The organism is Nocardia aurantiaca, assembly GCF_009708175.1.
GTDB lineage: Bacteria > Actinomycetota > Actinomycetes > Mycobacteriales > Mycobacteriaceae > Nocardia > Nocardia aurantiaca.
The window spans coordinates 202840-228339 of record NZ_WMBB01000001.1 but is presented as its reverse complement, the minus strand read 5'-3'; the positions used below and the strand labels follow the sequence as shown (position 1 = coordinate 228339).

Genomic DNA, 25500 nt, shown 5'->3' with positions numbered 1-25500 from the left:
CGACAAAAACCGGCAACCCGAACCCACCCGCGCTATCACTACTCACGAAAAGCCAACGGGCCGTTCAGGTCAGCGACAGGGATAGCGCCACTCCCGAACGGCCCGTGGAACGACCGGTGCGCACGGTACTTCAACGGCACGCCCGTCATTCCGGCGCGCTTTCGGCCGGAATCCACAGCGTTCGAGGTGGATCCCGGCCAAAAACAAGCCGGGACGACGGAGGCGAGGGTGCCGTTGCGGTACTACGCCGAGGGCTGTTCGCCCGTCGCGGCTTCCGGGGCGGGTTCCGGCGCCGGCTCCGCGGCGGGTTCGGCCGCCGCCTCGGCGGGTCGGGATGCTTTCTCGGCGGGTTCGGGCGTCACTGCCGGTTCGGCGGCGGGCGCCTCCGCGGGGGCCTCCGCCGGAGCCTCGGCGGCCGCTTCGGCCGGGATGGCGGACTTGACCGCCTCCACGCCCTTGTCTATCTGGGAGGAGAACCTCCCCCCGGTCCTCTCGTCGATCACCTGTCCGGCCTTGTCGACCGCATGCTCAATCTTCTCGGCGTTGTGGGCCGCCATCTCTTTGCCCTTGCCGACCAAGTCCTTGAGCGTGTCCATGAGACTCACAGCCCTGCTCCTTCACTCTCGGTCCTTATTGGCGAACATCTTCCCACCACGAATCCCGTGGTGGCAGGCCCATGGGGTCGATCCGCTCCCCCGGCTTCGGGACGGCGATGCGTGTCCCCGCCGCCTCCGCCGCCTCGACCAGGCGCCGCACCGGCTCCGACCAGCCGTGGAAGGCCAGATTGAAAGTGGCCCAATGGATCGGCACCAGCAGCCCGTGACCCGGATCGCCGATACACAGATCGGCATGGGCGCGCACCGCCTCCTCCGGGTTCATGTGCACGTCCGGCCAGTGCCGATCGTAGGCCCCGATGGGCAGCAGCGTCAGATCGAACGGTCCCAGCCGCGCACCCGTCTGCGCGAACGCCTTCGTGTATCCGGTGTCGCCACCGAAGTAGACGCGCCGGGTGGGACCGGTGAGGGACCAGGACGCCCACAGCGTGGTGTTGCGCACCAGACCGCGGCCCGAAAAATGGCGCGCCTCCGAGCAGGTGATCACCAGATCGGTGCCGTCGCCGCGATCGCGCTTCAGCTCGGACAGCGAAACCGAAGCGGCCCAGTCCAACTCGACGATGCGGTGCTCGGGCACCGCCCAGTGCCGCAGGTGCGCGCCGATGCCGACGGGCACGATGAACACGCAATCCTGGCTCTCGACGAGCTCGGTCACGGTGTCGCGATCGAGGTGGTCGTAGTGATCGTGAGAGATCAGCACCGCGTCCAGCTGCGGGAGCTCCGACAGCGGCGCGGGCACCGGATGCAACCGAGCCGGACCCACCAGCGGTGAGGGCGAGACCCGCTCGCTCCACACCGGATCGGTCAACACCCGATAGCCGTCCACCTCGATCAGGCAGGTGGCGTGCCCGTACCAGGCGACCGCCAGATCTCCGGCCTGCTCCGGCAACGCGGGCGTCACCAGCGGGATTGTCCCGGCCGGGCGGCCGTTATTGCGCTGGGTGGCCAGCTGGTACAGCAGCTCCAGGGGTGAACCGGTGATCTGGCTACTCGGCTCGGTGTTGTGGAACTGACGATTGCGATAGGTGGTCGCCCCGTGCGCGGTCGGCGCGATCGCGGATATGGACGCGCCCATGGCGGACGGCATCCCCCACGCCGCCCGGACCAACCAGGAAATACCGAATGCACCCGCAGTCATACTCGCCAGTTTCCGCGCATTCGCGGTCGCGCGCTGCCCTTTCATCGGCCCTCGAACTTCGCGGACCGCTTCTCCCGGCGTGCCGTGCGCGCCTCCTGCGCGTCGGAGCTCTGCCACGCCGCGTCCAGGGCGGCGATCTGCTCGGCGGTATCGGGGCCCCGGGTGTCGTCGTCGTTGAAGACCAGTTTCAGATGCCGCAACGACAGCGGCGCGAGTTCGGCGATCTGGGCGGCCCAGGCCTGCGCGTCGGCCAGCGTGCCGATCTTGTTGGCGAAGCCGAAGGCGTACGCGTCCGCGGCCGGTACCCGCTCGGCGCCCATCAGAATGGTGCGGGCCGGGCCCTGCCCGATCAGGTTGGACAATCGGCGCACGGTCCAACGGTCAACGGAGATACCGAGTTTCGCCGCCGGAATGGCGATGAAGGAGTCCGGCGTCATGACCCGTAGGTCCGAGGCCAGGGCTAGTTGCACGCCCGCCCCCAGCGCCCCGCCATTGATGGCCGAGATCACCGGGACCGGAACGGTCTCGATGGTGCGCAGCATGCCCAGCAGGCCCGAGAGGAAGCTGTCCGAATAGACCCCGTCCAGGTCGGCGCCCGCGCTGAACAGCGGCCCCTGCCCGGTCAGCACGATCACCCGGGCGATGGTGGCGGCCTCCTCCACGGCCGCGCGCAGGCGGCCGATGAGCTCCTCGTTCAGGGCGTTCCGGCGTTGCGGACGCTGCAGTTCGATGGTGACGACTTCGCCATCGCGGCTGACTCCGAGCATCTGTCCCTTCCCCACTGTCCTACTCACCTGCGCTGGTGACCCATTGATCGGCCTTCACTCTAGGTGCGCGTACCGTCGGGTCGGTGACCGCAACACCCGATGTCGACATCCTCGTGATCGGTGCCGGGCAGGCCGGACTATCGGTCGGCTATCACCTGCGCCGGCTCGGATTGCGGCCGGAACAGGACTTTCTCATTGTCGACCACTCCCCCGCGCCGGGCGGGGCATGGCAGTTCCGGTGGCCGTCACTGACATTGGGCACGGTCAACCGGGTGCACGACCTGCCGGGCATGTCGTTCGCGGAGACGCTGCCCGAGGGGTCGGAGCACGCGCAGGCGGCCACGGCGGTCCCGCATTACTTCGAGCTCTACGAGAAGCGCTTCGACCTGCGCGTGCACCGGCCCGTCTCGGTCACCGTGGTGTGCGACCGGGCCACCGCCGACACCTGCCCGAATCAACAGGTCGACGGACTGCTGCACGCCGAGCTGAAGCCGCACGCGACACTGCGGTTCCGCGGACTGGTCAACGCCACCGGCACCTGGGACAAGCCGTTCATTCCCTACTACCGGGGCGCGGAGACCTTCGCGGGCCGCCAGCTGCACGCCCACGACTACCGCACCGCCGCCGAATTCACGGGCAAGCACGTGGTCGTGGTGGGCGGCGGGATCACGGCCATCCAACTGCTGGACGAGATTTCGCAGGTCGCCGGCACAACCTGGGTGACCCGGCGCGAACCCGTATTCCGCTCAGGTCCATTCGCGCCCGAGGACGGCCGGGCGGCCGTGGCCCTGGTGGAAGACCGTGTGCGGCGCGGACTTCCACCGGGCTCGGTGGTCTCCGTCACCGGCCTGCGCGAGGACGCGCGGGTGCGGGGCATGCGCGAGCGCGGCGTCCTCGACCGACGGCCCATGTTCGACCACCTCGAACCCGACGGAATCCGCTGGGCCGACGGCACTTTCCAGCGCGCCGACGTCATCGTGTGGGCCACCGGATTCCGCAGCGCCCTCGACCATCTGGCCCCGCTGCGCCTGCGCGGCCCCGGCGGGGGCATCACCATGGGCGGACGTCTCGCCACACAGGTCGAGGCCGATCCACGCATCCACCTGATCGGCTACGGACCGTCCGCCAGCACCATCGGCGCGAATCGCGCGGGCCGGGCCGCCGCCGTCGAATTGACCTCGTACCTGGGCATTCCCGGCCACACACAGGGCTGAGGTCAGGCGGGCGCGTCCAGATCGACGAGATTCGGATCCCCGCCCTGCCGCGCGCCCTTGTCGATCCCGGCGATCTGCGTCATCTCCCGGCCGGACAGCTCGAAATCGAAGACGGCCAGGTTCTCCGCCATCCGGGACGGCGTCGTGGACTTCGGAATGGCCACGTTCCCCAGCTGCATGTGCCAGCGCAGGATGATCTGTGCCGGGGTTCGGCCCAGCTTGTCGGCCAGCGCGATGATGACCGAGTCGTTGAACTCCGCCCCGCGTCCCAGCGGACTCCACGCCTCGGTCACGATGCCGTGCGCGGCGTGGAAGGCGCGCAGCTCGGATTGCGCGTAATACGGATGCAGCTCAACCTGATTGATGGCGGGCACCTCACCGGTCTCCCCGATCACCCGCTCCAGATGCGCCCGGGTGAAGTTGGAGACGCCGATCGAGACCACCCGGCCCTGCCGCTTGAGCGCCTGCAGGGCGCGGAAGGTGTCGACGTACAGGCCGGCCGCGGGCAGGGGCCAGTGGATCAGGAACAGGTCGATGGTGTCGAGGCCCAGCCGCTTGGCGCTGGCGTCGAAGGCGCGCAGTGCGGCGTCGTAGCCGTGGTCGGCGTTCCACAGCTTGGTGGTGACGAACACCTCATCGCGCGGCAGGCCCGATTCGCGGACGGCACGGCCGACCTCCGCCTCGTTGCCGTAGAACGCGGCGGTGTCGATGCTGCGGTAACCGAGCTCCAGGGCCGTCGAGATGGTGCCGACCGCCTCGTCGCCGACGACCTGGTACACGCCGAGTCCCAGCTTCGGCATGACCTGGCCATCTCTGAGCACGATCGCTGGAATATCGCTGGCCTCGAACCGATAAGTCACCGTTCCGAAGGTAGAAGCGCGGTTCCGCCTCGTCAACCGAGCGACCGCTGGGGATGATTCCGATCGAATTGACTGAGCAGCAAATTTCGAGCATTACACCTGCTCGAGATGACGAGAACTACGATCCGAGACCCAGGCGGCGGTATCGCACATGCCGCGCCGCGAGCAGATCCCCGGGGGACCGACTGGTGAGACCGGCCAGTTCCTCGGCAATGGCCGCCACCATGCGCAGTGCGAAATCCACCGGCTCGTCGGCTGCGTCCGGATACTCGGGCACGATGCGGTCCACGATCCCGTCGGCCGCCAGATCCAGCGCGCGAATGCGCTGGGCGGCCGCCAGTTTCGGGGCATGCCGGGTATCGCGGTAGACGATCTCGCTCGCGCCCTCCGGCGGGAGGGGAGCCAACCAGCCGTTCGCGGCGGCCAGCACCCGGTCGGCGGGCAACAGGGCCAGCGCGCCGCCCCCGGTGCCCTGACCGAGCAGCACCGAGACGGTCGGGGTGTCCAGGGTGACGAGATCGGCGATGCAACGGGCGATTTCGGGAGCCAGGCCACGTTCCTCCGCCTCGCGGGACAACGCGGCACCCGCGGTATCGATCACCAGGACCAGGGGAACCCGCAACTCGGCGGCGAGATGCATGCTGCGCCGGGCCTCGCGCAGGGCGGCCGGACCCATGGTGTTCTCGGGCGACTGGCCAGCCCGGTCATGACCGAAGACGATGCAGGGCTGACCCCGGAACCGAGCCAGAGCGTGCACGACGGTGCGGTCCAGCTCCCCTTGTCCGGTACCGGACAACGGAACTCGATCGGTGACGTGGCGCAGCAACTCGCGAATCCCCGGCCGATCAGCCCGTCGCGAGATGAGCACCGACTGCCAGGCATGGACACCGCCGGCATCCGGCAACGCCGGGCCGCCGCGCTCCCGCGGACCCGCCGGCAAACAACCGACGCCTTCCTTGGAACGGTGTGGGTCGCCGTCCTTTCCGGGCAGCGGCAGCGGACCGTCGCACAGCACCGCCAGAGAGCGGTGCGCGATACGGCGGAACACCGGAATCGGCACGACGCCGTCGATAACGCCGTTGCGGTAAAGGTTCTCGGCCGTCTGCACACCCTCGGGGAACTTCTTCCCGTACAGCGCCCGGTAGACCCGCGGCCCCAGAAAACCGACCAACGCGCCCGGTTCGGCGAATGTCATGTGCCCCAACGATCCCCACGACGCGAACACGCCGCCCATGGTCGGATCACGCAGATAGACAAGATAGGGATGCCCCGCCGCCTTGTGCGTGGCCAAAGCTCCGGCGACCTTCACCATCTGCACGAAAGCGACTGTGCCCTCCTGCATTCGAGTACCACCGGACGTCGGCGAGGCGAGCAGCGGCAATCCCAGCTCGGTGGCGCGCTCCACCGCCGAGACGATCCGCTCGGCCGCCGCCACCCCGACGGACCCCGCGAGAAACGCGAACTCACACGCGATCACGGCAACCCGCCGTCCGCGCAGCAACCCCTCCCCGGTGAGCACCGCCTCATCGGTGCCCGCCACTGCCGCGGCGGCCAGCAAATCCTCGCGATACTCGGCCGACGCCGCCACCGCGACCGGTGGCCGATCCCAGCTCACGAAGGAACCGGGATCGAGCAATTCGCCGAGCAGCTCCCGCGCCGTGCCCAATGTGCCCTCCGCTTCGCTCCGGGCGGATTGATCTGGGCGAGCATATCGGTGATCGGCGTCGCTACGGCCGACGCCGATTACCGCGTATGTCAGTAGCCTTGCACTACCTTGCGCAGCGCGTACTCGGTGACCGCGACCAGAGCCTGCTTGACCGGCTCCCGGCGACGGGCATCGATCGAGAGGATCGGCACGTCCGCGGGCACCGCCAGGGCCTGACGGATGTCCTCGACCGGATACCGTGGCGCATCATCGAATTCGTTGATGGCCACCAGGAAGGGTAGGTTGCGCGCCTCGAAATAGTCGACGGCGGCGAAACTGTCCTCCAGCCGACGGGTGTCGACCAGCACCACCGCGCCGATGGCGCCGCGGATCAGGTCGTCCCACATGAACCAGAAGCGGTACTGGCCGGGCGTGCCGAACAGGTACAGCACCAGGTCGTCGGCCAGGCTGATACGGCCGAAGTCCATGGCCACCGTGGTGGTGGCCTTGGACGGGACACCCGTCAGGGAGTCCACGCCGACACTGGCATTGGTCACCAAAGCCTCGGTGCGCAGCGGAACGATCTCCGACACAGCACCGACCAGGGTGGTCTTGCCCACACCGAAGCCACCGGCCACGACGATCTTGGCCGAAGTGGGCTTGCTGGTGCGGGTGTCGACCTGTGTCGTCGAATCAAATACGCCGGAGTCCACTGAGAACCCTTTCGATCAGCTCGCGACGTTCATCGTCGCTGGAATCGTCTTTCAATGTCGCCGATACCCGCACATGGCCGGCTTCGATGAGGTCGGCGACCAGCACCCTGGCGACCCCGATCGGGATGCCCAGGCGCGCGGCTACTTCGGCAACCGACGGCGATTCTCTGCACAACTCCACGATTGACGTCTCGATATTGGTCAGTTCGAACTGCCGCTCTAAGGCGACCGGATGCGATGCGACGAGCGCCTCCAGGGCGAGCTCCACCTTCGGCCGGGTGCGACCGGCCGTTAGTGAATAGGGGCGAACCAAGCTCGGTTCGGCGCTCCCAACGCGTTCGTTGTCTATGTCCATCCCGCCATCAGGAACCCATCGTGACGCGAGGTGTGGCCTGAACTGTCTGGCCCACCCGCTCGACCAACAACGCCATCTCGTATCCCACCTGTCCGATGTCGCAAGACGTATTCGTCAGGACCGCCAGGTAAGAGCCGTCGCCGACCGCCATGAGCAGCAGGTAGCCGTGTTCCATCTCGACCACCGACTGCAACACGGTGCCGCCCTCGAACAAGTTCGACACACCCACCGAGAGGCTCGCGAGCCCCGCGGTCACCGCTGACAGCTGTTCGGCACGGTCCACGGGCAGCTGCGCACTCGCGGCCATCAGCAGGCCGTCAGCGGATACCAGGACCGCATGCGCAACGCCGGGAACCTCATTGGCGAAGTTCGAAACCAGCCAATCCAGCTGACGCTTCGTACCACCTAGATCGGGGTTCATCGGTCTCCTTTATCTCCGGTTAGGTTCATAGCTTTCATCGCGCGGCCATCCCGGACGCCCTGCTGGTGACGACTCAGACTTGACCTGATGGATTCTGGGTCCCGATGGGCCACCTTGTCAGCGTTTCCGGTGACACCGCCGGGCACAAGTCGGTTACCGGGATCGCGTTGCGGCAGGCCCGCGGCCGTCCGCCTGTCCGGCGCGGACTCGTTGACCCGCCGGGCCGCCTGCCAGCCTTCGTCACCCGGTGATTCGAAGGAAGAGGCCACCTGGGACCGGTCGGCATTCGGATCCGAGAGCCACGCCGACATCATCTCCGCGAAGATCGGCGTTCCGCCCATGACGGCGTCGCCGCCGGAATCGGCGGGCTGCAAACGGGTCTGGAAGAACGAGGCCGCCTTCTGCGGGTTCGAGCGGAAGCTGTGGCGTCCCGGCTCCTTGGCGCCATCGGCCCCGTTCTGAGTCGCTCCACTTCCCTGCGCCAGACCGACACCCGGAATCGGAGTCGGACGTTGCGGCAGCACCGCACCCGGATCGCGCTGCGGCAGACCGCTCACGCCGCGCTGCGGCACGCCACCGCCCAGCGCTTGCCCCGCGCCCCGATCCCGTTGCGGCAGACCACCCGACAGCGGATCAACGCCGGCGGCACCACGCTGTGGCAGGCCACCCGCCGATTCCCGCTGCGGCAGACCGCTACCCGCGTCACGCTGCGGCAGACCATTACCGGCATCACGCTGCGGCAGGCCATTGCCCGGGTCGCGCTGCGGCAGTCCGTTCGCGCCGCGCTGCGGCAAGCCGTTCGCGCCGCGCTGCGCCGCTCCGCCTCCCAGCGCTTGACCGCCCGCGGCCGAATCACGCTGCGGCAGACCACCCGACAGCGGGTCACGTTGGGTCAGACCGCCCGAGAGCGGATCCGCACCGGCGGCACCGCGCTGCGCCGCTCCGCCTCCCAGCGCTCGACCGCCGTCGCGCGGCGCGAGGCCATCGCGCTTCGGCAAGCCCGGCCTGTCCGAATCCGCCGCGGCGGCGAGGCCGTTGGCCCCATCCCGCTGCGGTGCGGCACCACGCTGCGCCGCTCCACCTCCCAGCGCTTGGCCCGGCGCACCCGGACCACGCTGCGACGGAGCGCCATTGGCACCAGGCTCCCGGCGCGGCAGACCACCCGCGGCCGAATCGCGCTGCGCCGCTCCGCCTCCCAGCGCTTGACCACCGGCAGTGGGCTCGCGGCGGGTCGGACCCGAGTCCGCGCCCCGCGCTTGCTGCGGCGCACCATTGGCACCCGGCTCGCGCGACGGCAGACCGCCCGGCGCGGGACGCTGCGGCTGGCCGAGACCGGCCTCGCGACCCGGCGCACCGTTCATGCCCGGCTGACGCTGCGGCAGACCACCAGGTCCCGACGGAGCGCCGCCCGGCGTCGCATCCGCTCCGCCGCCCCGCGCCTGCTGCGGCAAACCGACAGAAGGATTGCGCTGCGGCATGGCACCGGACTGACCCGGCTGCGGCAGGCCGCCCTGCGCTCCGCCGCCCCGTACTTCGGGACCGCGCGGCGCGGCCCCGGGCTCCCCCGGTCGCGGCGGCATGCCGCCCGGCGCGCCTTGACGCTTGAGCATATTGGCGGCGAGACCGCCGCGCGGCTGCGCCTGGCCGTCGCCCTGACCGCGCTGCGGCAGGCCGGACCCGGGCTGGGCCGACGGCGCGGACGGACCGTGCGCACCCGGATCCCGCTGAGGTAGGCCGACTGGTCTCGACCCGCCGGGGGCGGGGGGCGGGGGCGTCACGGTGTGCTTGATGGTGGGCCCGTTCACACCGGGCTGTCGCTGCGGCAGGCCGCCCGGCACCTGGGCGCCCGGCTGCCGGGTGGGCAGCCCGGTCGCGGCGCTGGCCGCTGCCGGAGCCGGGCTCGGGGCGGCGCCCGCTGCCGGGCTCGCCGGAGCCGAAATCGGCCCGCTCACACCCGGATCCACGGTGACCATGACATTGCCGGTCGCCGTGCGGGTGACCGCGCGCATCTGCATGGAGGCCGGCGCACCGGCCTGGTTGCCCGCACCCTGCGGCGCGGACGGCGCCGGAGGCTGCTGCCCCTGCTGCGGCGGCACCGAGATCGCCCCGCCCGCCGACACGATCAGCGGCTTGGGCACGTGCACGGTGACGGTCACACCCGGGTCCCGAGCGATGTCGAAGGTCGGGCGCAGCCGCACGGTCAGGCCGTGGCGCTCGGCCAGTCGGCCGACCACGAACAGACCCATGTGGCGGGCGGTATCCGGACCGACCTCGGCCACCGCCTCCAGTCGGCGGTTGATCTCGGCCATCTCGGCCGGGGGCATACCGATGCCGCGGTCGGCGACCTCGATCAGCAGACCCTGATCGTGCGCCTGCGCGAAGGTGAACTTGACGTCGGTCTCCGGGGGCGAGGCGCGCAGCGCGTTGTCCAGGAGCTCCGCGAACAGGTGCGCGAGGTCGGAGGCGGCGGGCTCGACGAGCGAACCACGCGGGGTGGCGCCCAGCTTGACGCGTTCGTAGTCCTCCACCTCGGAGATGGCGGCGCGCAGCACGTCGGCGATCTCGACCGGCGCGGACTTGGTCCGGCGCTGCTTGGTGCCGGCCAGAATCAGCAGGTTGTCGCCGTTTCGCCGCATACGCGCGGCGAGGTGGTCGAGGCGGAAGAGGTTCTCGAGCAGGCGCGGGTCCTTCTCGTCGTACTCCATCGCCTCGATGAGCGAGAGCTGATGGTCGACAAGGGACTTGGACCGGCGGGCCAGGGTCTCGAACATGTCGTTGACCTGGGTACGCATGGCGGCCTGGTCGGCGGCCAGGCGCAGCGCCTGACCGTGGATGTCGTCGACGGCGCGAGCCAGCTGGCCGATCTCCTCGTCGGTGTGCACCGGCATCGGTTCCAGCGGCACGTCCTCGGGGTCCGCGCCATCACGCAGCGCGGAGACCTCCTGGCCGAGGTCGTATTCGGCGACGCGCAGGGCGGCCAGGCGCAGACGGCGCAGCGGGACGATCATCGCGCGCGCGATCAGCACGGCCAGCGCGAGCGCGCCGAGGATGGTGGCGACGACGATGATCGAGTACCGGATGGCGCCGGAGCGGGCACTGGAGGCCAGATCATCGACTCGGGACACGATGTCCTTGGTCGCGTTGGTGGCGATCTGCTGATAGCTGTTGATGCTCGCGACCAGCGAGTCCTTGATCTCGGCCACCGGCAGCTGGCCGGCCAGCGCCTGCGGGCCGTTGACCAGCTGAACACGGGTGTCGGCGCCGCGCTGCAGGTCGGCGATGAGCGGGTCGCCATCCGGGAAGCGGTGCGCGAGCACGGCCAGCATCTGGCGCTCGGTATTGACACCGATCTGGATGTCCTTCAACCCGTCCTTGGGGTTGCTCCGCAGTGCCTCCGCCATGCCGGCGACCTCGTTGAACAGCATCCAGCGGGAGTTCAGCGAGTCGACCAGGCGCAGCTTGGACTGGTCCACGTTCTTGTCGGCGATGGTGGACACGATGTTCTCCACCGTGCGCACGCTGTTGCCGCGAATCCGTTCGACCTGAGCGACCGTGTCGGGAATCGACTTGGACGGTGCCAGACCCTGCGACCGGATGGCCTTGGCGCCCACGATCATCTCGTCCAGCGCCTGACGGGCGCTGGGAATGTCACTGAGCCGCGAGGCGGCCTTCTCGGCGAAGGAGATCGCCGTGTCCAACTGCGCGAGCTCGGGGTCGGAGGTCAGCGACTGGGTCGGGCCCAGCATGACCATCTGTCCACCCGCGACCTGCGCCGCATCCGCACTGAGACCGGTGATCGCCGGGATCACCCCGACGTGATCGGTCGCCGTCGAAAGCCGGCTCGAGTCGGCGAACTCCGCCGAAATCCTGGACGCTCCCAGCACAACCGCGACCAACAGCGGCACGGCGAGCACCGCCGTAACCTTCCATCGCAGGTCCCAGTTGCTCAGCGCCCAGCGCTTGTTGCTGCCGGACCTAGCGGCGTCGCGCATCTCCCACTCACTTTCCAAACTGGCCCCAGCCACGCGCCATCAGCGAGCCTCCGCGATCGCACGCTGGGCTCGACAGGCACAGCTGGCCGAGAACTGCGGCTGGCCGAGAAATTGCGTCCATGACGGCCGAAATATGTGACATGCGATTCTAACGGATCAATAACTTCTTGTGTGACCTCTTGGCAACCGCCGGTCTCTGACCTGCCATTTGCAGGCAAAATCAAAGGTCGCGGCGTCCGCCCGGACGTCGCGTGAAGTCTGCCACAATCAGGTCGATCTATCGAGGCGGGCGTTTCAGCGCATCTCAAGGACACAAGGCGGAGCTAGGGAGTCACCGGGTTGAACGCGAAGCACGAGTACCGACCGGCCTATCAGCTGAGCCTGGTCGATCCCTCGGAGTTCTGGCGCACCGCGGCCGATGCCATCAGCTGGGATGTGCCCCCCACTCAAATTCTGGACTCCGCGACCCGTCCGACCGCGCGGTGGTTTCCCGACGCCCGCCTGAATACCTCCTACAATGCGCTCGATCGCCATGTGCGCGATATCACACCAACGGGCGGGTCATCCCACGGCCAGGAGGGGGGTCGCGCTCAACAACCGGCCCTAATATACGACTCGGCTATGACCGGGTCCAAGCGGACCTACACCTATCAAGAGCTACTGGACGAAGTCGCCCGATTCGCCGGATCCATGCTCCGGCTCGGCGTCCAGACCGGTGACCGTGTCGTCATATATATGCCGATGATTCCGGAAGCCGTCGTGGCCATGCTGGCCTGTGCCCGCATCGGCGCGGTGCACTCGGTGGTCTTCGGCGGGTTCGCGGCCCACGAACTCGCCGCCCGCATCGACGACGCCGAACCTGTGCTGATCATCACTGCCTCGGGCGGGCTGGAACCCGGCCGCCGCATCGAATACCCGCCCATCGTGCTGGCCGCCCTCGACCTCGCGCAGACCACCGCGCCCCGTACCGTCCTGGTCAAGCAGCGCGCGGGCTTCCCCACCATTCGCTTCCCCGCCGAGCAGGAAGCCACCGAGCACCTGCCCGCGTCGTCGGAGACCGTCGCCGCCCGCTGGCTCGATTGGGACGAGGCGCAGATAGACGCCGAACCTGCCGACCCGGTCTCGCTGGCCGCGACCGATCCGCTCTACATCCTCTACACCTCGGGAACCACCGGGAAGCCCAAGGGCGTCGTGCGCGACAACGGCGGGCACGCCGTCGCGCTGGCCTGGTCCATGCGCAATATCTACGAGGTCGGCCCGGGGCAGACCATGCTCACCACCTCCGATATCGGCTGGGTGGTCGGGCATTCGTACATCGTGTACGCGCCGCTGCTGGTCGGGGCCACCACCATCCTCTACGAGGGCAAGCCCACCGGGACCCCGGACGCGGGCGCGTTCTGGCGTTTGGTGGACGAATACCAGGTGGACGTGATGTTCACCGCACCGACCGCGCTGCGGGCCATTCGCCGCGCCGATCCGGAGGCCGCGCTCGCGCATCAGCACGATCTGTCCCGGCTGCGGGCGCTGTTCTGCGCGGGTGAGCGGCTGGATCCGGCCACCTACGAGTGGACGGTGGACACCCTGCTCGCCGACCGGCCCGACTGCCCGGTGGTGGACCACTGGTGGCAGACCGAGACCGGCTGGCCCATCTGCGCGAATCCCCTCGGACTCCAGCAGCTTCCGATCAAGCCGGGTTCGGCGTCGGTGCCGGTGCCGGGATACCGGTTGCGGGTACTGGACTCCGAGGGCAATGCGGTCGCACCCAAGACAGAAGGAAACATCGTCATCGGGCTGCCGCTGCCGCCCGGCACGCTGACCACACTGTGGCGCGATGACGCTCGCTACGAGCGCTCCTATCTCTCCGCCTATCCCGGGCACTATCTGACCGGCGACTCCGGCTTCTTCGATGAGGACGGCTACCTGTTCGTCCTCGGCCGCAGCGACGACGTCATCAATATGGCCGGGCACCGGCTCTCCGCGGGCGGCATCGAGGCGGCCATCGCCAGCCATCCCGCCGTGGCCGAGACCGCGGTGGTCGGCATCCCGGACGAGCTGAAGGGCCAGCGGCCCATCGGGTACGTGGTGCTCAAGACCGGCGTCGACATCGATCCGGAGCGGCTGCGCGCGGAGGTCATCGAGCGCGTGCGGGAGCGGGTCGGGGCCATCGCCACCCTCTACGACGTGGTCGCGGTGACCGCACTGCCCAAGACCCGCTCCGGGAAGATCCTGCGCCGCACCATGCGTCAGATCGCCGCGGGCGATTCCTTCGAGGTGCCGCCCACCATCGACGACGACGCCATGATGCCGACGCTGGAGAAGCAGATCCGCGACGCGGTCACCCTCATGGAGGACAAGGAGCGCATCGCCGCCGCCGAGGCCGCCGCGGTGGCCACCACCCCGATGCACCGCGTCGACCCTGACACCCTCGATACCGGTGCGCCGCCGGCCGCGCCGACCGGGGACTCGACCGTCTCGGGCTAGCCTCAGAGAGTTTTCAGAATTGACTCACCGGCCTCCCATGCGGGTGGTTTAGCGTCGGGCGGGCGCGGATCGCCGGATTCGCGCGCCGAACCTTCGACCGTGCTGGTCGAAAAGAAAGGTCGATGAATGAGCTTCGTCCGCAATCGTCGCGCCGGTGTCCTCTTCGGGGCCGGCGCGGTCGCCGCCGTGGCCCTCACCCTCGCGCCCGCCACCGCCTCCGCCTCCCCCGCGGATCTGGTCGCGCCGCTACTGAATTCGACCTGCACCTTCACGCAGGTGGATGCCGCTCTGCACGACAAGGCCCCCGCCCTGGCCCAGTTCCTGGACCAGAACCCCGACACCAAGGCCGAACTGAAGGCCAAGTTCGACCAGTCGCCCGCCGAGCGCCAGGCCGAGCTCGACCAATACCTGAAGGACAACCCGGACGCCGCCGACCAGGCCGCGGCCGACCCGCGCGCCGGTGGAATCGCCGCCGCCATCCAGCAGGTCGCCGACACCTGCCACAACTACTGACCTCTGTCGGACGATACTGATGTGGTGTGCCGCCCGGGTGGCACACCACATGAGGTTCGCGGCCAAGGCACAGAATGATGGAGCCGCCGGTTCTGGACCGAGCGGAGCGGGGGAGCGAACGGCTCCTCGGACCCGCGCCCACGGGCAGGGAAGACAGACCTGCGGCTCCATAGACCTGCGCCTTGTCGCGAACCCGTCCGGAGCGAAGCGGAGGGCACATTGGACACAGCGGTACCCACAGTCCTGGTCGTCGACGATGACGAGGACGTTCTCGCATCGGTCGAGCGCGGGCTGCGGCTGTCGGGGTTCCGGGTCGTCATCGCCCGAGACGGCGCGGCGGCGCTGCGCAGTGTCAACGAATCCGCCCCCGATGCGGTCGTGCTCGATATGAATATGCCCGTGCTGGACGGCGCGGGCGTGGTCACCGCGCTGCGCGCCATGGGCAATGAGGTGCCGATCTGCGTGCTGTCGGCGCGCAGCTCGGTCGATGACCGGATCGCCGGGCTGGAGTCCGGGGCCGACGATTATCTGGTGAAGCCGTTCGTGCTCGCCGAGCTGGTCGCCCGCATCAAGGCGCTGCTGCGGCGGCGCAGCGACGTGCCCGTCTCCGCGATTCCGGGCGCGATCGCCGTGGGGCCCCTGGAAGTCGACGTCGCCGGATATCGCGCGCTGCTGCACGGCACCGAAGTCGAGCTCACCAAAAGGGAATTCGAACTGCTGTCCACCCTGGCTCGCAGCGCCGGCGTCGTGCTGAGCCGCGAGCGGCTGCTGGAACTGGTGTGGGGCTATGACTTCGCGGCCGACACCAATGTGGTGGATGTCTTCGTCGGTTATCTGCGCCGCAAACTCGAGGGGGACGGCACACCGCGCCTGCTGCACACCATTCGCGGTGTGGGATTCGTCTTACGCGCGCCCAAATGAGCCAGACCACAACGGATTCCGCGCCGCGTCGGCGCCGCCACTCCTATTCGCTGCGATTCCGGGTCGCGGCGGCGGCGGCGCTGGGCGCCACCATCATCGTGGCGGTGCTCAGCTGGGTGACCGTCACCGCCATCGAGCGCAACAATCTCAGCCAGGCCGATCAACAGCTGGCGTTGACCTCGCGGATCGTGCTCATCGAACCGCAGCTCGCGGTGACCGTGCTCGACGTGCTCGGGCCCACCAACCAATTGGCGCTGACCGTCCACAATGCCGACGGCTCGATGACCAGCACGTCGGTGCAGTTGCCCGCGCTCTCGGTCGGCAATCACACCGTGACGGTGGACGGCAATACCTACCGGGTGCTCACCACCACCGAGAACCAGCCCACGGGACGCGTTGTCTCCCTCGGTATTCCGACCACCGAGACCGAGCACGCCACCGCGGAGCAGCGGCGGTTCGTATTCTTCGCGGCCCTGGCCGCGGTGGCCGCCTCGGCCGGGCTGGGCTGGCTGTTCGGCGGGCGCGCGGTGCGCCCCATCGTCCGGCTCACCCAGGAGGTCGATCAGCGCGGGCCCACCGGCGGCCCCGGTGCGCCACTGCCGGTGGACGGTTCGGGGGTCAAGGAGGCCGACAAGCTGGCCGAAGCGGTCAACACCATGCTGGAGCGACTGGACCGGGCACAGGCCGAGATCGCGGCCGCGCTCGAGACCGCCCGCGACTTCGCCGCGGTGTCCGCGCACGAACTGCGTACCCCGCTCACCGCCATGCGCACCGACCTCGAGGTGCTGCGCACCCTGGACCTGAGCGAGGACCAGCGCCGCGAGATCCTCGGCGACCTGCAGCGCGGCCAGAACCGGGTGGAGACCACCCTGGCCGCGCTGGAACGGCTCGCCGCCGGAGACCTCACCAATGAGCGCGACCACGTGGTCACCGATGTGGCCGAACTCTGCGACGCCGCCGCGCACGACGCCATGCGGCACTTCCCGCAGCTCCAGGTGCGCATCGACACCGATGCCGAACTCGTCACCCGGGGCCTGCCCACCGGGCTGCGGCTGGCCGTGGACAACGCCCTCACCAATTCGGCGCGGCACGGCGGGGCCACCGAGGCGCTGGTGTCGGCGCACCGGGCACAGGACGGGCGCATCGTCATCTCCGTCGACGACAACGGGCGCGGACTGCCCGACACGGAGCGCGGGGCGGTGTTCGAGCGCTTCTTCCGGGGCAGCCAGGCCGCCAAGGGCGGCTCCGGGCTCGGGCTGGCGCTGGTGGCGCAGCAGGCCCAATTACACGGTGGCCGAGCGTATTTCGATGACGGAATGCTGGGCGGGGTGCGGCTGGTGCTGGAGATCCCGGACCGTGAGGCGCGGCCCGCGGGAGCGCCGTCCGGCCGCCCGATGTGACGTATCGGTCTTTACTGAACTCTCAGACAACAATCAAGGCTCCGGGCACGGGACACCTCTACGGTCTTAATGGTGTCCGGAAAACGCACCCGCTGGGTCCTGATCGTCCTGCTGCTCGCTGCCGCGGCCACCGCGGGCACCGTCAGCGTCCTTCGACTGCGCTCCGCTCCCACCGCGGTCGCGCTCATCAACGCCGATACCGGCCCGCTGGGCGCGCGCATCGCGAAAGAACTACAGGGCAGCGGAACCCGGCACTGGGATGTGGTGGACGAGGCGAGCACCAAGGACTACGCCGCCGTCGTCACGCTGCCCACCGATCTCAGCGCCGACATCAACTCCCTGGCCACCGATAAGCCGAAGAAGGCGCAGGTCGCCGTGGCCACGCACGGTCGCGCCGACTCCAACCTGGTCAATGACGCGGTGAACGAGGTGACCAAGAAGATCAGCGCCGCCGGGCTGGACACCCTGTTCTCGACCGTGAACTCCGCGCGCCTGCAGATGTCGCAGATCGCGGGCACCTCGCAGCTGCTCAGCGCGGGCGTGCAGGCCGCCGCCGACGGCGCGCAGCAGTTCTCGGGCGGCGCCGACCAGATGACGGACTTCCTGGGCCAGGCGAAAGCCGGTGCGGGACAGTTGACTTCCGGCATCGACGCCCTGAACTCCACCCTCGCCGCCGCCACCACGCAGGCGAATCAGCTGGCCACGGCCTTGGATTCGACCGGCGTTACCATGGGACAGATCTCACAGTCGGCGAGCGCGCTGTCCAATGGGCTCGATATCGTGGTGCCGCTGTTGCAGGCGCTGCCGTTCGCGAGTGACCCGCAGCTGGCGAATGTCATCACGCTGTTGCAGGGCCTGCAGAACGTCGCCGATCAGGCCGACACCCAACTCAGCGGCTTCGCGAATCTGACCGGCACGCAAGTCACTCCGGACACCAAGGTCGGGCAACTGCTGCGCGACGCGGCCGGCAAGCTGAACGACGCCAGCACGCAGTTGAATCAGGGCGCGTCGCTGGCGCAGAGCATTCCGGCCATCGCCGATGAGGCGGGCACCCAGCTGGTGGCGGCCACGCAGGCACTGACCGGCGGTGTCACCCAATTGCAGGCCGTCACAAAGGCTCTGGGCAATCAGACAAATCAGGCCATGGGCGCACTCCCGCAGCTCGGCGTGCCCCAGCAGACGGCGATCGCGGCCGCTCTCACCGATCCGGTGGACATCGTTCGGAAATAGCCTTCCCACACCGGCATCGCGGCCCTCACCCACCGTGCGCGCGGGAGAAGTGGGGCGGCGGTTCGACGTCCCCGAGGATGGTCGGCGACGCCCTGCTCGGCGGCGCGACCGCCATGAGCGCCGGAACATTCTTAAAGTCGTCGTGGCCCAGCGATTCGGGAGACAATGCGGGGGCCATGCCCCCGCATCCCCTTGGGGAGGAACCGATGACCTACGGCAACGATCCCTACTCGCAACAGCCCGGAGTCGGGCAGCAGCCACCCGGGTACGGACAGCAGCCACCGCCTGGCTACGGGCAGCCCATGGGTGGCTATCCGGGACAACCAGTGGGTTATCCGCCCGGCCCCGGCTACGCCGCGTATCCCCAACCGCCGTATGCCAACTGGGGCGGGCGCGTCGGCGCCTACCTCATCGACCGGTTGATCATCGGAGTGCCCGCGGCCATCTTCTACGGCATCGGCTTCGCGGTCGGGTCGAAGGACATGAACTGCACCACCGAATCGACCGACTCCTCCTATAGCACCTCATGCTCGGGCGGACTGTCCGCGGGCGGACTCGTCCTGGTCCTGATCGGCGCGGCCATCGCCATCATCGGCGGCCTGTACCTCATCTACATGGAGGGCACCACCGGCCAGACCCCAGGCAAGAAACTGCTGGGCATCAAGCTGATCCGCGAGGCCGACGGCCGGACCCTGGGCTTCGGCATGGCCCTCGTCCGCCAGATCTGCCATATCGTCGACACCCTGCCCTGCTATATCGGCTGGCTGTGGCCGCTATGGGATGCGAAGAAGCAGACCTTCGCCGACAAGATCATCAGCAGCATCGTCGTCAAGGTCTGAGGTCCGGCCGCAGAGACAACCGTGCCCGCCGCGCACAAAAGCGCGGCGGGCACGTGTTTTTCGTCGACCGAGGATCGTCAGTTGACGACGTCGAGGAGGTCGATGACGAAGACGAGGGTCTTGCCGGACAGGTGGTGGCCACCCGCCTCGCCGTAGGCCAGCTTCGGCGGGATGGTCAGCTGGCGGCGGCCGCCCACCTTCATGCCCGGGATGCCGTCCTGCCAGCCCTGGATCAGGCCGCGCAGGGGAAAGACGATGGACTCGCCACGATCCCAGGAGGCGTCGAACTGCTCGCCGGTGTCGTACTCGACGCCCACGTAGTGGACATCGACGGTGTCGCCGGGCTTGGCCTCCGCGCCCTCACCCACGACGAGGTCCTTGATCACGAGCTCGGCGGGGGCGGGGCCATCCTGGAACTCGATTTCCGGCTTGCTGCTCATGCGCTGTCCTCTTCGATAGATCGCGGATCTTGGGTCGTTGATCACCTTAGGCCCCGCGCTTCGGCCAGGAACCTCCAGCCCGAAACAACGATTCGGAATGCAATACGGTGGAGGCTCGAGACCTCCAGGGCCACGAAGCCGCCCGGAGTGAAGCGGAGGCAACCATTAGCACGGTAATCGACATCGACGACCCCGGTGATCCGCGGGTCGCCGATTTCCGCGACCTCAACAATGCCGATCGACGGCCCGACCTGCCCGGCGGCAAGGGTTTGGTGATCGCCGAGGGTGTCGTGGTCGTGCAGCGCATGCTCGCCTCGCGGTTCACGCCGTTCGCATTATTCGGAGTCGCGAAGCGATATGAGCAGCTGGCCGAGGACCTGACCGGAGTGGATATTCCGTATTACCGGACCAGCGCCGAGGTGATGGCCGAGGTCGTCGGATTCCATTTGAATCGGGGCGTGCTCGCGGGCGCTCACCGGCCGCGCGAACTCACCGTCGACGACGTACTCGCGGACGCGCGCACGGTGGCGGTACTCGAGGGCGTGAACGATCACGAGAACATCGGCTCCATCTTCCGCAATGCCGCCGGCTTGGGCGCGGATGCCGTACTGTTCGGCGACCGCTGCTCGGATCCGCTGTATCGGCGCGCCGTGCGCGTCTCCATGGGGCACGTGCTGCGGGTCCCCTTCGCCCAGTTGCCGCCGTCTCCCGCGGGGCTGGAGGTGCTGCGCGACAAAGGCTTCCAGATCATCGCCCTGACCCCGAACCCGAAGGCCGACACCCTCGCCACCGCCATGACCGGCGACCGGGTGGCCCTGCTGCTCGGCGCGGAGGGCCCCGGCCTCACCGAGGAGACCATGCGGGCCAGCGACGTTCGCGCCCGCATCCCCATGACTCCGGGCACCGATTCGCTTAATGTGGCGACCGCAGCCGCCATGGCCTTCTACGAGAGAGTGCGTGCCCAGTGAGCCATCCGCCCGACGGACCGTATGGATACGGCTATTCCGAGCCGACCCCGTGGGCCAGCGGCATCGCCGTGGTCGTCCTGGTGGCAGCGCTGACCGCCGTGGGCGTGTACGCCTTCGGTGCGGCGCTGGCCCAGATCCATCCGCTGCTGTCGGTGGTGGTCAATCTGATCGCGGTGGGCGGGGCGGCGCCGACCGCCTGGCGCTGGCGGTTCGCACCGGTGACCCGCTGGGTGATCGCGGGCCTCGGCGTGGGCGTGCTGCTGGCCTGGCTGGGCCTGCTGCTGTTCTGAGCCGGGCCTTCTACGAGACCCGGTCGCCCCCGCGCAGCCAGCGCAGCAGACCACGCCGGCTGCCGCCGTTGTGCTCGGCGTGCGGTTCCGGCACGGCCTCCGGAGCCCCGGGCGCCTCCCCTTTCGGGAACAGTGAGAAGCCGCATACCTCGATCCCGTCTGCGGTCAGGTCCGTCTCGGAAGCCTTGCCGCGGTAACGGAATCCGAGCCACTCCTGATTGGCCGCTTCGGCGAAGTCCGGCGGGTCGAAGGGCAGCAGCTGCGGATCGAGCAGTTCGCCGGGCGCGAGTTCGATGGGATGTTCGCCGGCCCAGTAGGGCCGCTCCCATACCCGCGGCATGCCCTCGTCCTCGAGGATATTGACCCGGATCGCGCTGAAGGAGCGCCGGAATTCACCGCGCTCCCAGTACGCGAACGCGCCCCAGCCCAGGGAAAGGTCATAGCAGATCAGGTAGGTGTGCTCGGAGGCGAGCGGACGCACCAGCAGCTCCGGCAATTTCTTGGGGCGCGGCAGCGCGGCCCGGGTGGAGCACACGACCGTGACGCCGGGATAGCAACCGATATAGACGGATTCGGGATCCGGCCCCGCCCACACCTTCATGGTCCCGGACGCGGCGGGCACCACGTCCCGGTCGGGATTGAGCTGCCGGGCGAGCGCGAACGCGGCATCCGGATCGGGTCCGGGGTGAGCGCGCAGCACGGCCAACGGATCGGGGGCGTCGACATACCAGAGGGATGAAACCGTTGACGGCACCGACGTCACCTCCCTCAGTCATTGCACACAAGATGGCTACTTTTGAGCAACACTAGGCGGCCGGACGTCTGCGCCGACGCGGATCGGCTCGGCAATGACCCGCCAACAGTAAGGAATCTACCTCGGCGACGGCCGAAATATCGCTGTTGCCAACGCCGTTTCCCGGCGCGGCGGCAAGTGGATGGCCGCAGGTACTAGCAACCCTCTAGCATCCGAAAGGTCGCGCGGGCGGGCTAGTGGCCCGAGGAACGCACGCCTAGGAGCACATCCTCCCAGGACGGCATCGGCGCCTTGCCGCCGCGTTTGCGCTCCGCCTCCCCGCGCTTGCGATTCGGCTTCTGCGCGTTGGTCTTCGCGGCGGGCTGCGCCGGAGCCGGTTCCGCGGGCTCGTCGGCGGCAGCGGCGGGAGCCGGGCCGGGCGCGGACGCCGGAACCGGCTGCTCCTTGGCCGCGGGGACAGGAGCGGGCGCCGGAGCCGGGGCAGCGGCGGTGGTGACCGGCACGGTGCCGTCACCGACCGCAGCGCGTTGCTCGAAGTAGTCGTCCACGTTCTGCTGCTTGGCGACTCGCGCCGGCGCGGACTCGTAGTCGGCGGTCCGCTCCTCCCGCGGAGCGGGGGCGGGCGCCGCAGCCTCGGCCATCACGAGGTCGGTCTGGTTGGGCAGGATGGTCGCCAGACCGCGCAGAGCCCGGCCGAAGTCGGGATCGATCAGATCCGAGGCCGGATCGTCCAGCGGCACCACCGAGCCGCCGTGCGCGTCCGGCTGGTAGCGCCAGTGCGCGGCGATCACGGAACGGCCTGCCTGCCACTGCAATTGGGCCACCCAGTAGCCCTTCTCGTCCTTCCAGGCGTCCCATTCGGCGACCTCGATATTGTGGCCGCGCTCGGCGAAAGCGGCCGACACGATCTCGATCAGTGTTTCCACGGCGGGGCCGTCATTGCGCACCGGGTGCGCCTTCTGCGCCAGTTCGGCGGCCCGGGCGCGTTCCAGCAGAACGGGATACGCGAAACGTTCGACCCGCGACAGCGGCATGCCCGACTCTTCGGTGACCTGCTCCACCGAAGCGCCGGCGCGGATACGGGCCTGGATATCGCGAGGACGCATCGTCGCTTCCGTTTCGATCTCGATTTGGCCGAATCGGGCAAGATCTCCGCGGGCAGCGGCGCGCAGTTTGTCGTCGGCGGCGAGTCGGTACTTCTGGCCGCTCTCGGTATCGATGCACACGATGTGCGTGGAATCGGGCGTCAATCCGATCACTCGAAGTTCACGCACACCGTTACCTCCTGTTCGCTGCGCAACTCACAGCCATAGCTAGGCTCGCGACACCGCCCACATCCTGGAACAGTAGTGCACTTCCGAGAATCGTGGGGCAAGACACGCGGCGCGGAGATCTGTTCCCAGGCTTCCGCGCTGTATATATTTACCCCTTCACATCGCCGCGGGGCGGGTTCGCGGCGCTGCGGGCATCGATTCTTTCCTCCTCCGCTCCCCCGCTCCGTCAGTCGGAATCGACACGCGCCGCGAACTCGATCTGGCTGCTCAGCCCAGCTTTTCGACGACCCAGTCGACGCAGCGGGTCAGCTGGGACACATCCTCGGGGTCGATGGCCGGGAACATGCCGATGCGCAGCTGGTTACGGCCCAGCTTCCGGTACGGCTCAGTGTCCACGATTCCATTGGCGCGCAGCACCTTCGCCACCTGCGCGGCATCCACGCTGTCGGCGAGGTCGATGGTGCCGACGACCTGCGAGCGCAGCGCCGGGTTCTGCACGAACGGCGTGGCGTATTCGCTGGTCTCGGCCCACGAGTACAGGCGCGAGGAGGAATCGGCGGTGCGCTTCACGGCCCAGTCCAGACCGCCATTGCCGTTCAGCCATTCGATCTGGTTGGCGAACAGCAACAGCGTCGCAAGCGCCGGGGTGTTGTAGGTCTGATCCTTGGTGGAGTTGTCGATCGCGATCGGCAACGACAGGAATTCGGGGGTCCAGCGACCCGAGTTCTTGATTTCCTCCACGCGCTCGAGCGCCTTCGGGCTCATCAGCGCGATCCACAGGCCGCCGTCGGAGGCGAAGCACTTCTGCGGGGCGAAGTAGTAGACGTCGGCGTCGGCGATGTTCACCGGCAGGCCGCCCGCGCCGGAGGTGGCGTCGATGGCGATCAGCGCGTGCTCGGAACCGGCCGGACGCGACACCGGGATGGCGACACCGGTGGAGGTCTCGTTGTGGGCCCAGCCGATCAGGTCGGCCGACGGGTCCGATGTCGGCTCGGGGGCATCGCCCGGCTCGGACTTCACCACGATCGGGTCGCCGATGAACGGGTTGCCCTTGGCGACCGCGGCGAACTTCGAGGAGAACTCGCCATTGCTCAGGTGCAGTGACTTCTCACGGATCAGGCCGAAGGCGGCGGCATCCCAGAACGCGGTGGTGCCGCCGTTGCCCAGCACGACCTCGTAACCGTCGGGCAGGGAGAACAGTTCGCGCAGACCGGAGCGCACCCGCGCCACCACGTCCTTGACCGGCTTCTGCCGGTGCGAGGTGCCGAACACCGAAGCGCCGGTATCCACCAAGGACTGCAGCTGCTCGGGGCGGACCTTGGAGGGGCCGCAGCCGAACCGTCCGTCGGCGGGCTTGAGATCGTCGGGGATGGTCGGGAACGCAGAGGTCATGGCGACAAGGGTAGTGGTCCTGACGCTGACGCACGCCATCGGGTACACCGTTGCGGACGCTTCGGCCCCTACGACTGGTTACCTCGGACAACCCGGCGAAGAACAGTGGTATGCCCGGGGTCGATGCTGCGGACTCCAGACCCCGGCATGCGCGTATCGCTGTGGCGGACACCATATACGCGTTACGGTTTACCGCCATGGACATGGCCGCAGACGAGCGACCGAGCACCAGCGCCGACCAGCGCCCCGGTTCCGCCCCCGGGGAGTCCCCCGCCGCGGCGAATTCCGGGCGGCCGCGACGCCGGCCGGACGCCCCGCCCCGTCTCGGTCTGCTGGCCCGCCTGTCCTCGCAATTCGGCTCGCGCGGACTCATCCGCCGCGGGCCCGCCCTCGACGGCGCCGCCCGCCGCGAACTCCTGATGCACGGCGTCGAGGGCGCCGCCACCATCCTCAGCGTCCGATCCACCGTCGACGCCACCCCCGCCCCGGCCGATTCGGCGCCCGGCCCCCTCGCGTCTCCGGATGCCCCCCGCGCTCCAGGCGAACTCGGCGCGACCACCGGCGCCCAGCGCACCGACGACAGCGGTGCCGCCGCCGCGACAGCGGCCGCCGACGAGCCGGACACCCGAGCCCACAGCCCGGGTACGCAGCGCGGCGACACACATGACCGGGAGCGGCCTGCAGCGGATCTTCGCACCCGGGGCGAGAGGCGGGTCGACGCCCGCGCGGCGGCCGGGCGACGGTCCGAGACCCCAGATGTGGACATCGCCGAACCGGGTCGGGAGTTCTGGGTGCGGATCCAGCTCGAGGGCCTGGACGCCTACGAGACCCGGGTGCGGCAGCGGGTGAATGCGGCCGACCAAGAGTGGATGCAGGCCGGTGACGTCGTCCGCTGCCGGGTCGACCCCGGCGACCGCGATCGGGTGGTGCTGTATCTGCCCGCGCCCGAGAAGACCTCGCGTACCGATGTCGCCAAGATCCTGGCCGACGGCCGGCGGGCCCGCGCCACCGTGCTGGCGGCCACGCCGGTCGCGGCGGACTACACCGGACGCGACGATCCCGTCCTCCGGCTGGACCTGGAGCTGCACGCCCGGGGCGAGCCCGCGCCGTGGCGGGTCCGCGTGGTGCGGCCGGTCCCGCTGTCGGCCATGGAACTGGTCGACCTGGGCCGGCATCTGGAGGTCGCGTTCCTCACCGTCGACCGCGGCGAATCCGTCGCCGTCGACTGGGTCGCCTCGCGCGCCCACTGAACCGCCGGGGCCGGGCCGACCGGAAGAGC

The 25500-nt window shown here is 69.0% G+C and carries 23 protein-coding genes; 10 read left to right on the top strand and 13 right to left on the bottom strand.

Going from position 1 to position 25500, the window contains the following annotated elements; genetic code table 11:
• Positions 1–242: 242 nt before the first annotated feature.
• The 3 genes from GLP40_RS01015 to GLP40_RS01005 are packed head-to-tail and all read right to left on the bottom strand — an operon-like array spanning position 243 to position 2519.
• Complete coding sequence (locus tag GLP40_RS01015; RefSeq protein ID WP_154786325.1) at positions 243–596, bottom strand: antitoxin; 354 nt, start codon at positions 594–596, stop codon at positions 243–245.
• 34 nt (positions 597–630) lie between these two features.
• On the bottom strand, positions 631–1752 hold the full coding sequence (locus tag GLP40_RS01010) for an MBL fold metallo-hydrolase (RefSeq protein ID WP_154785903.1): 1122 nt from the start codon (positions 1750–1752) through the stop codon (positions 631–633).
• Positions 1753–1793: 41 nt separating this feature from the next.
• A complete protein-coding gene (locus GLP40_RS01005) occupies positions 1794–2519 on the bottom strand; it encodes an enoyl-CoA hydratase (RefSeq protein ID WP_154785902.1) in 726 nt (241 codons plus the stop codon).
• Positions 2520–2602: 83 nt separating this feature from the next.
• Here GLP40_RS01005 and GLP40_RS01000 point away from each other — a divergent pair, with 83 nt between their 5' ends.
• Complete coding sequence (locus GLP40_RS01000) at positions 2603–3733, top strand: NAD(P)-binding domain-containing protein (protein ID WP_328289546.1); 1131 nt, start codon at positions 2603–2605, stop codon at positions 3731–3733.
• Between the two features lie 2 nt (positions 3734–3735).
• On the opposite strand, the gene GLP40_RS00995 is transcribed toward GLP40_RS01000, so the two are convergent.
• The 6 genes from GLP40_RS00995 to GLP40_RS00970 all read right to left on the bottom strand — a co-directional run bounded on the left by GLP40_RS00995 (position 3736) and on the right by GLP40_RS00970 (position 11719).
• On the bottom strand, positions 3736–4593 hold the full coding sequence (locus GLP40_RS00995; protein ID WP_328289545.1) for an aldo/keto reductase: 858 nt from the start codon (positions 4591–4593) through the stop codon (positions 3736–3738).
• A gap of 118 nt (positions 4594–4711) precedes the next feature.
• Positions 4712–6259, bottom strand: coding sequence for a carboxyl transferase domain-containing protein (locus GLP40_RS00990; RefSeq protein ID WP_154785901.1), 1548 nt, complete (start codon positions 6257–6259; stop codon positions 4712–4714).
• Between the two features lie 89 nt (positions 6260–6348).
• On the bottom strand, positions 6349–6951 hold the full coding sequence (locus GLP40_RS00985) for a GTP-binding protein (protein ID WP_328289544.1): 603 nt from the start codon (positions 6949–6951) through the stop codon (positions 6349–6351).
• On the bottom strand, positions 6932–7306 hold the full coding sequence (locus tag GLP40_RS00980) for a DUF742 domain-containing protein (protein WP_067531005.1): 375 nt from the start codon (positions 7304–7306) through the stop codon (positions 6932–6934). Before GLP40_RS00980 ends, GLP40_RS00985 begins: the two co-directional genes overlap by 20 nt.
• Positions 7307–7313: 7 nt before the next feature.
• Positions 7314–7727, bottom strand: coding sequence for a roadblock/LC7 domain-containing protein (locus tag GLP40_RS00975; protein WP_029930951.1), 414 nt, complete (start codon positions 7725–7727; stop codon positions 7314–7316).
• The gene (locus tag GLP40_RS00970) at positions 7724–11719 is read right to left on the bottom strand and encodes an ATP-binding protein (RefSeq protein WP_154785900.1); all 3996 of its coding nucleotides are present in this window, start codon (positions 11717–11719) and stop codon (positions 7724–7726) included. The genes GLP40_RS00975 and GLP40_RS00970 overlap by 4 nt, the downstream gene beginning before the upstream one ends.
• 339 nt (positions 11720–12058) lie before the next feature.
• Here GLP40_RS00970 and GLP40_RS00965 point away from each other — a divergent pair, with 339 nt between their 5' ends.
• The 6 genes from GLP40_RS00965 to GLP40_RS00940 all read left to right on the top strand — a co-directional run bounded on the left by GLP40_RS00965 (position 12059) and on the right by GLP40_RS00940 (position 19103).
• Positions 12059–14200 carry an AMP-binding protein gene (locus GLP40_RS00965; RefSeq protein WP_154785899.1) on the top strand — a complete coding sequence of 714 codons (2142 nt, stop codon included), beginning with the start codon at positions 12059–12061 and terminating at the stop codon, positions 14198–14200.
• A gap of 126 nt (positions 14201–14326) precedes the next feature.
• A complete protein-coding gene (locus GLP40_RS00960; protein WP_154785898.1) occupies positions 14327–14713 on the top strand; it encodes a hemophore-related protein in 387 nt (128 codons plus the stop codon).
• A gap of 219 nt (positions 14714–14932) precedes the next feature.
• Positions 14933–15634, top strand: coding sequence for a response regulator transcription factor (locus GLP40_RS00955; protein ID WP_154785897.1), 702 nt, complete (start codon positions 14933–14935; stop codon positions 15632–15634).
• Positions 15631–17034 (top strand): sensor histidine kinase, encoded by a 1404-nt coding sequence (locus GLP40_RS00950; protein WP_154785896.1) that lies wholly within the window; start codon positions 15631–15633, stop codon positions 17032–17034. Before GLP40_RS00955 ends, GLP40_RS00950 begins: the two co-directional genes overlap by 4 nt.
• Positions 17035–17106: 72 nt before the next feature.
• Positions 17107–18264: a YhgE/Pip domain-containing protein gene (locus GLP40_RS00945; RefSeq protein ID WP_328289543.1), complete on the top strand. Its 1158-nt coding sequence runs from the start codon at positions 17107–17109 to the stop codon at positions 18262–18264.
• Positions 18265–18470: 206 nt separating this feature from the next.
• On the top strand, positions 18471–19103 hold the full coding sequence (locus GLP40_RS00940; RefSeq protein WP_154785894.1) for an RDD family protein: 633 nt from the start codon (positions 18471–18473) through the stop codon (positions 19101–19103).
• A 77-nt stretch (positions 19104–19180) separates the two neighbouring features.
• On the opposite strand, the gene GLP40_RS00935 is transcribed toward GLP40_RS00940, so the two are convergent.
• Positions 19181–19543, bottom strand: coding sequence for an FKBP-type peptidyl-prolyl cis-trans isomerase (locus GLP40_RS00935; protein ID WP_154785893.1), 363 nt, complete (start codon positions 19541–19543; stop codon positions 19181–19183).
• 164 nt (positions 19544–19707) lie between these two features.
• Here GLP40_RS00935 and GLP40_RS00930 point away from each other — a divergent pair, with 164 nt between their 5' ends.
• Positions 19708–20511 carry a TrmH family RNA methyltransferase gene (locus GLP40_RS00930; RefSeq protein WP_328289626.1) on the top strand — a complete coding sequence of 268 codons (804 nt, stop codon included), beginning with the start codon at positions 19708–19710 and terminating at the stop codon, positions 20509–20511.
• A complete protein-coding gene (locus GLP40_RS00925; RefSeq protein WP_328289542.1) occupies positions 20508–20801 on the top strand; it encodes a DUF2537 domain-containing protein in 294 nt (97 codons plus the stop codon). The genes GLP40_RS00930 and GLP40_RS00925 overlap by 4 nt, the downstream gene beginning before the upstream one ends.
• A gap of 10 nt (positions 20802–20811) precedes the next feature.
• Here the strand turns inward: GLP40_RS00925 and GLP40_RS00920 are convergent, their stop codons facing one another.
• The 3 genes from GLP40_RS00920 to serC form a co-directional block, all read right to left on the bottom strand.
• Positions 20812–21555 carry a DUF6928 family protein gene (locus GLP40_RS00920; RefSeq protein ID WP_328289541.1) on the bottom strand — a complete coding sequence of 248 codons (744 nt, stop codon included), beginning with the start codon at positions 21553–21555 and terminating at the stop codon, positions 20812–20814.
• Positions 21556–21788: 233 nt separating this feature from the next.
• A complete protein-coding gene (sepH, locus tag GLP40_RS00915; RefSeq protein WP_328289540.1) occupies positions 21789–22829 on the bottom strand; it encodes a septation protein SepH in 1041 nt (346 codons plus the stop codon).
• Between the two features lie 267 nt (positions 22830–23096).
• Positions 23097–24221, bottom strand: a complete 1125-nt coding sequence (serC, locus tag GLP40_RS00910) for a phosphoserine transaminase (protein ID WP_154785891.1) — start codon at positions 24219–24221, stop codon at positions 23097–23099.
• Positions 24222–24418: 197 nt separating this feature from the next.
• On the opposite strand from serC, the gene GLP40_RS33505 reads away from it, so the two are divergent.
• Positions 24419–25471, top strand: a complete 1053-nt coding sequence (locus GLP40_RS33505; protein ID WP_230329137.1) for a hypothetical protein — start codon at positions 24419–24421, stop codon at positions 25469–25471.
• The last annotated feature ends 29 nt before the right edge of the window (positions 25472–25500 follow it).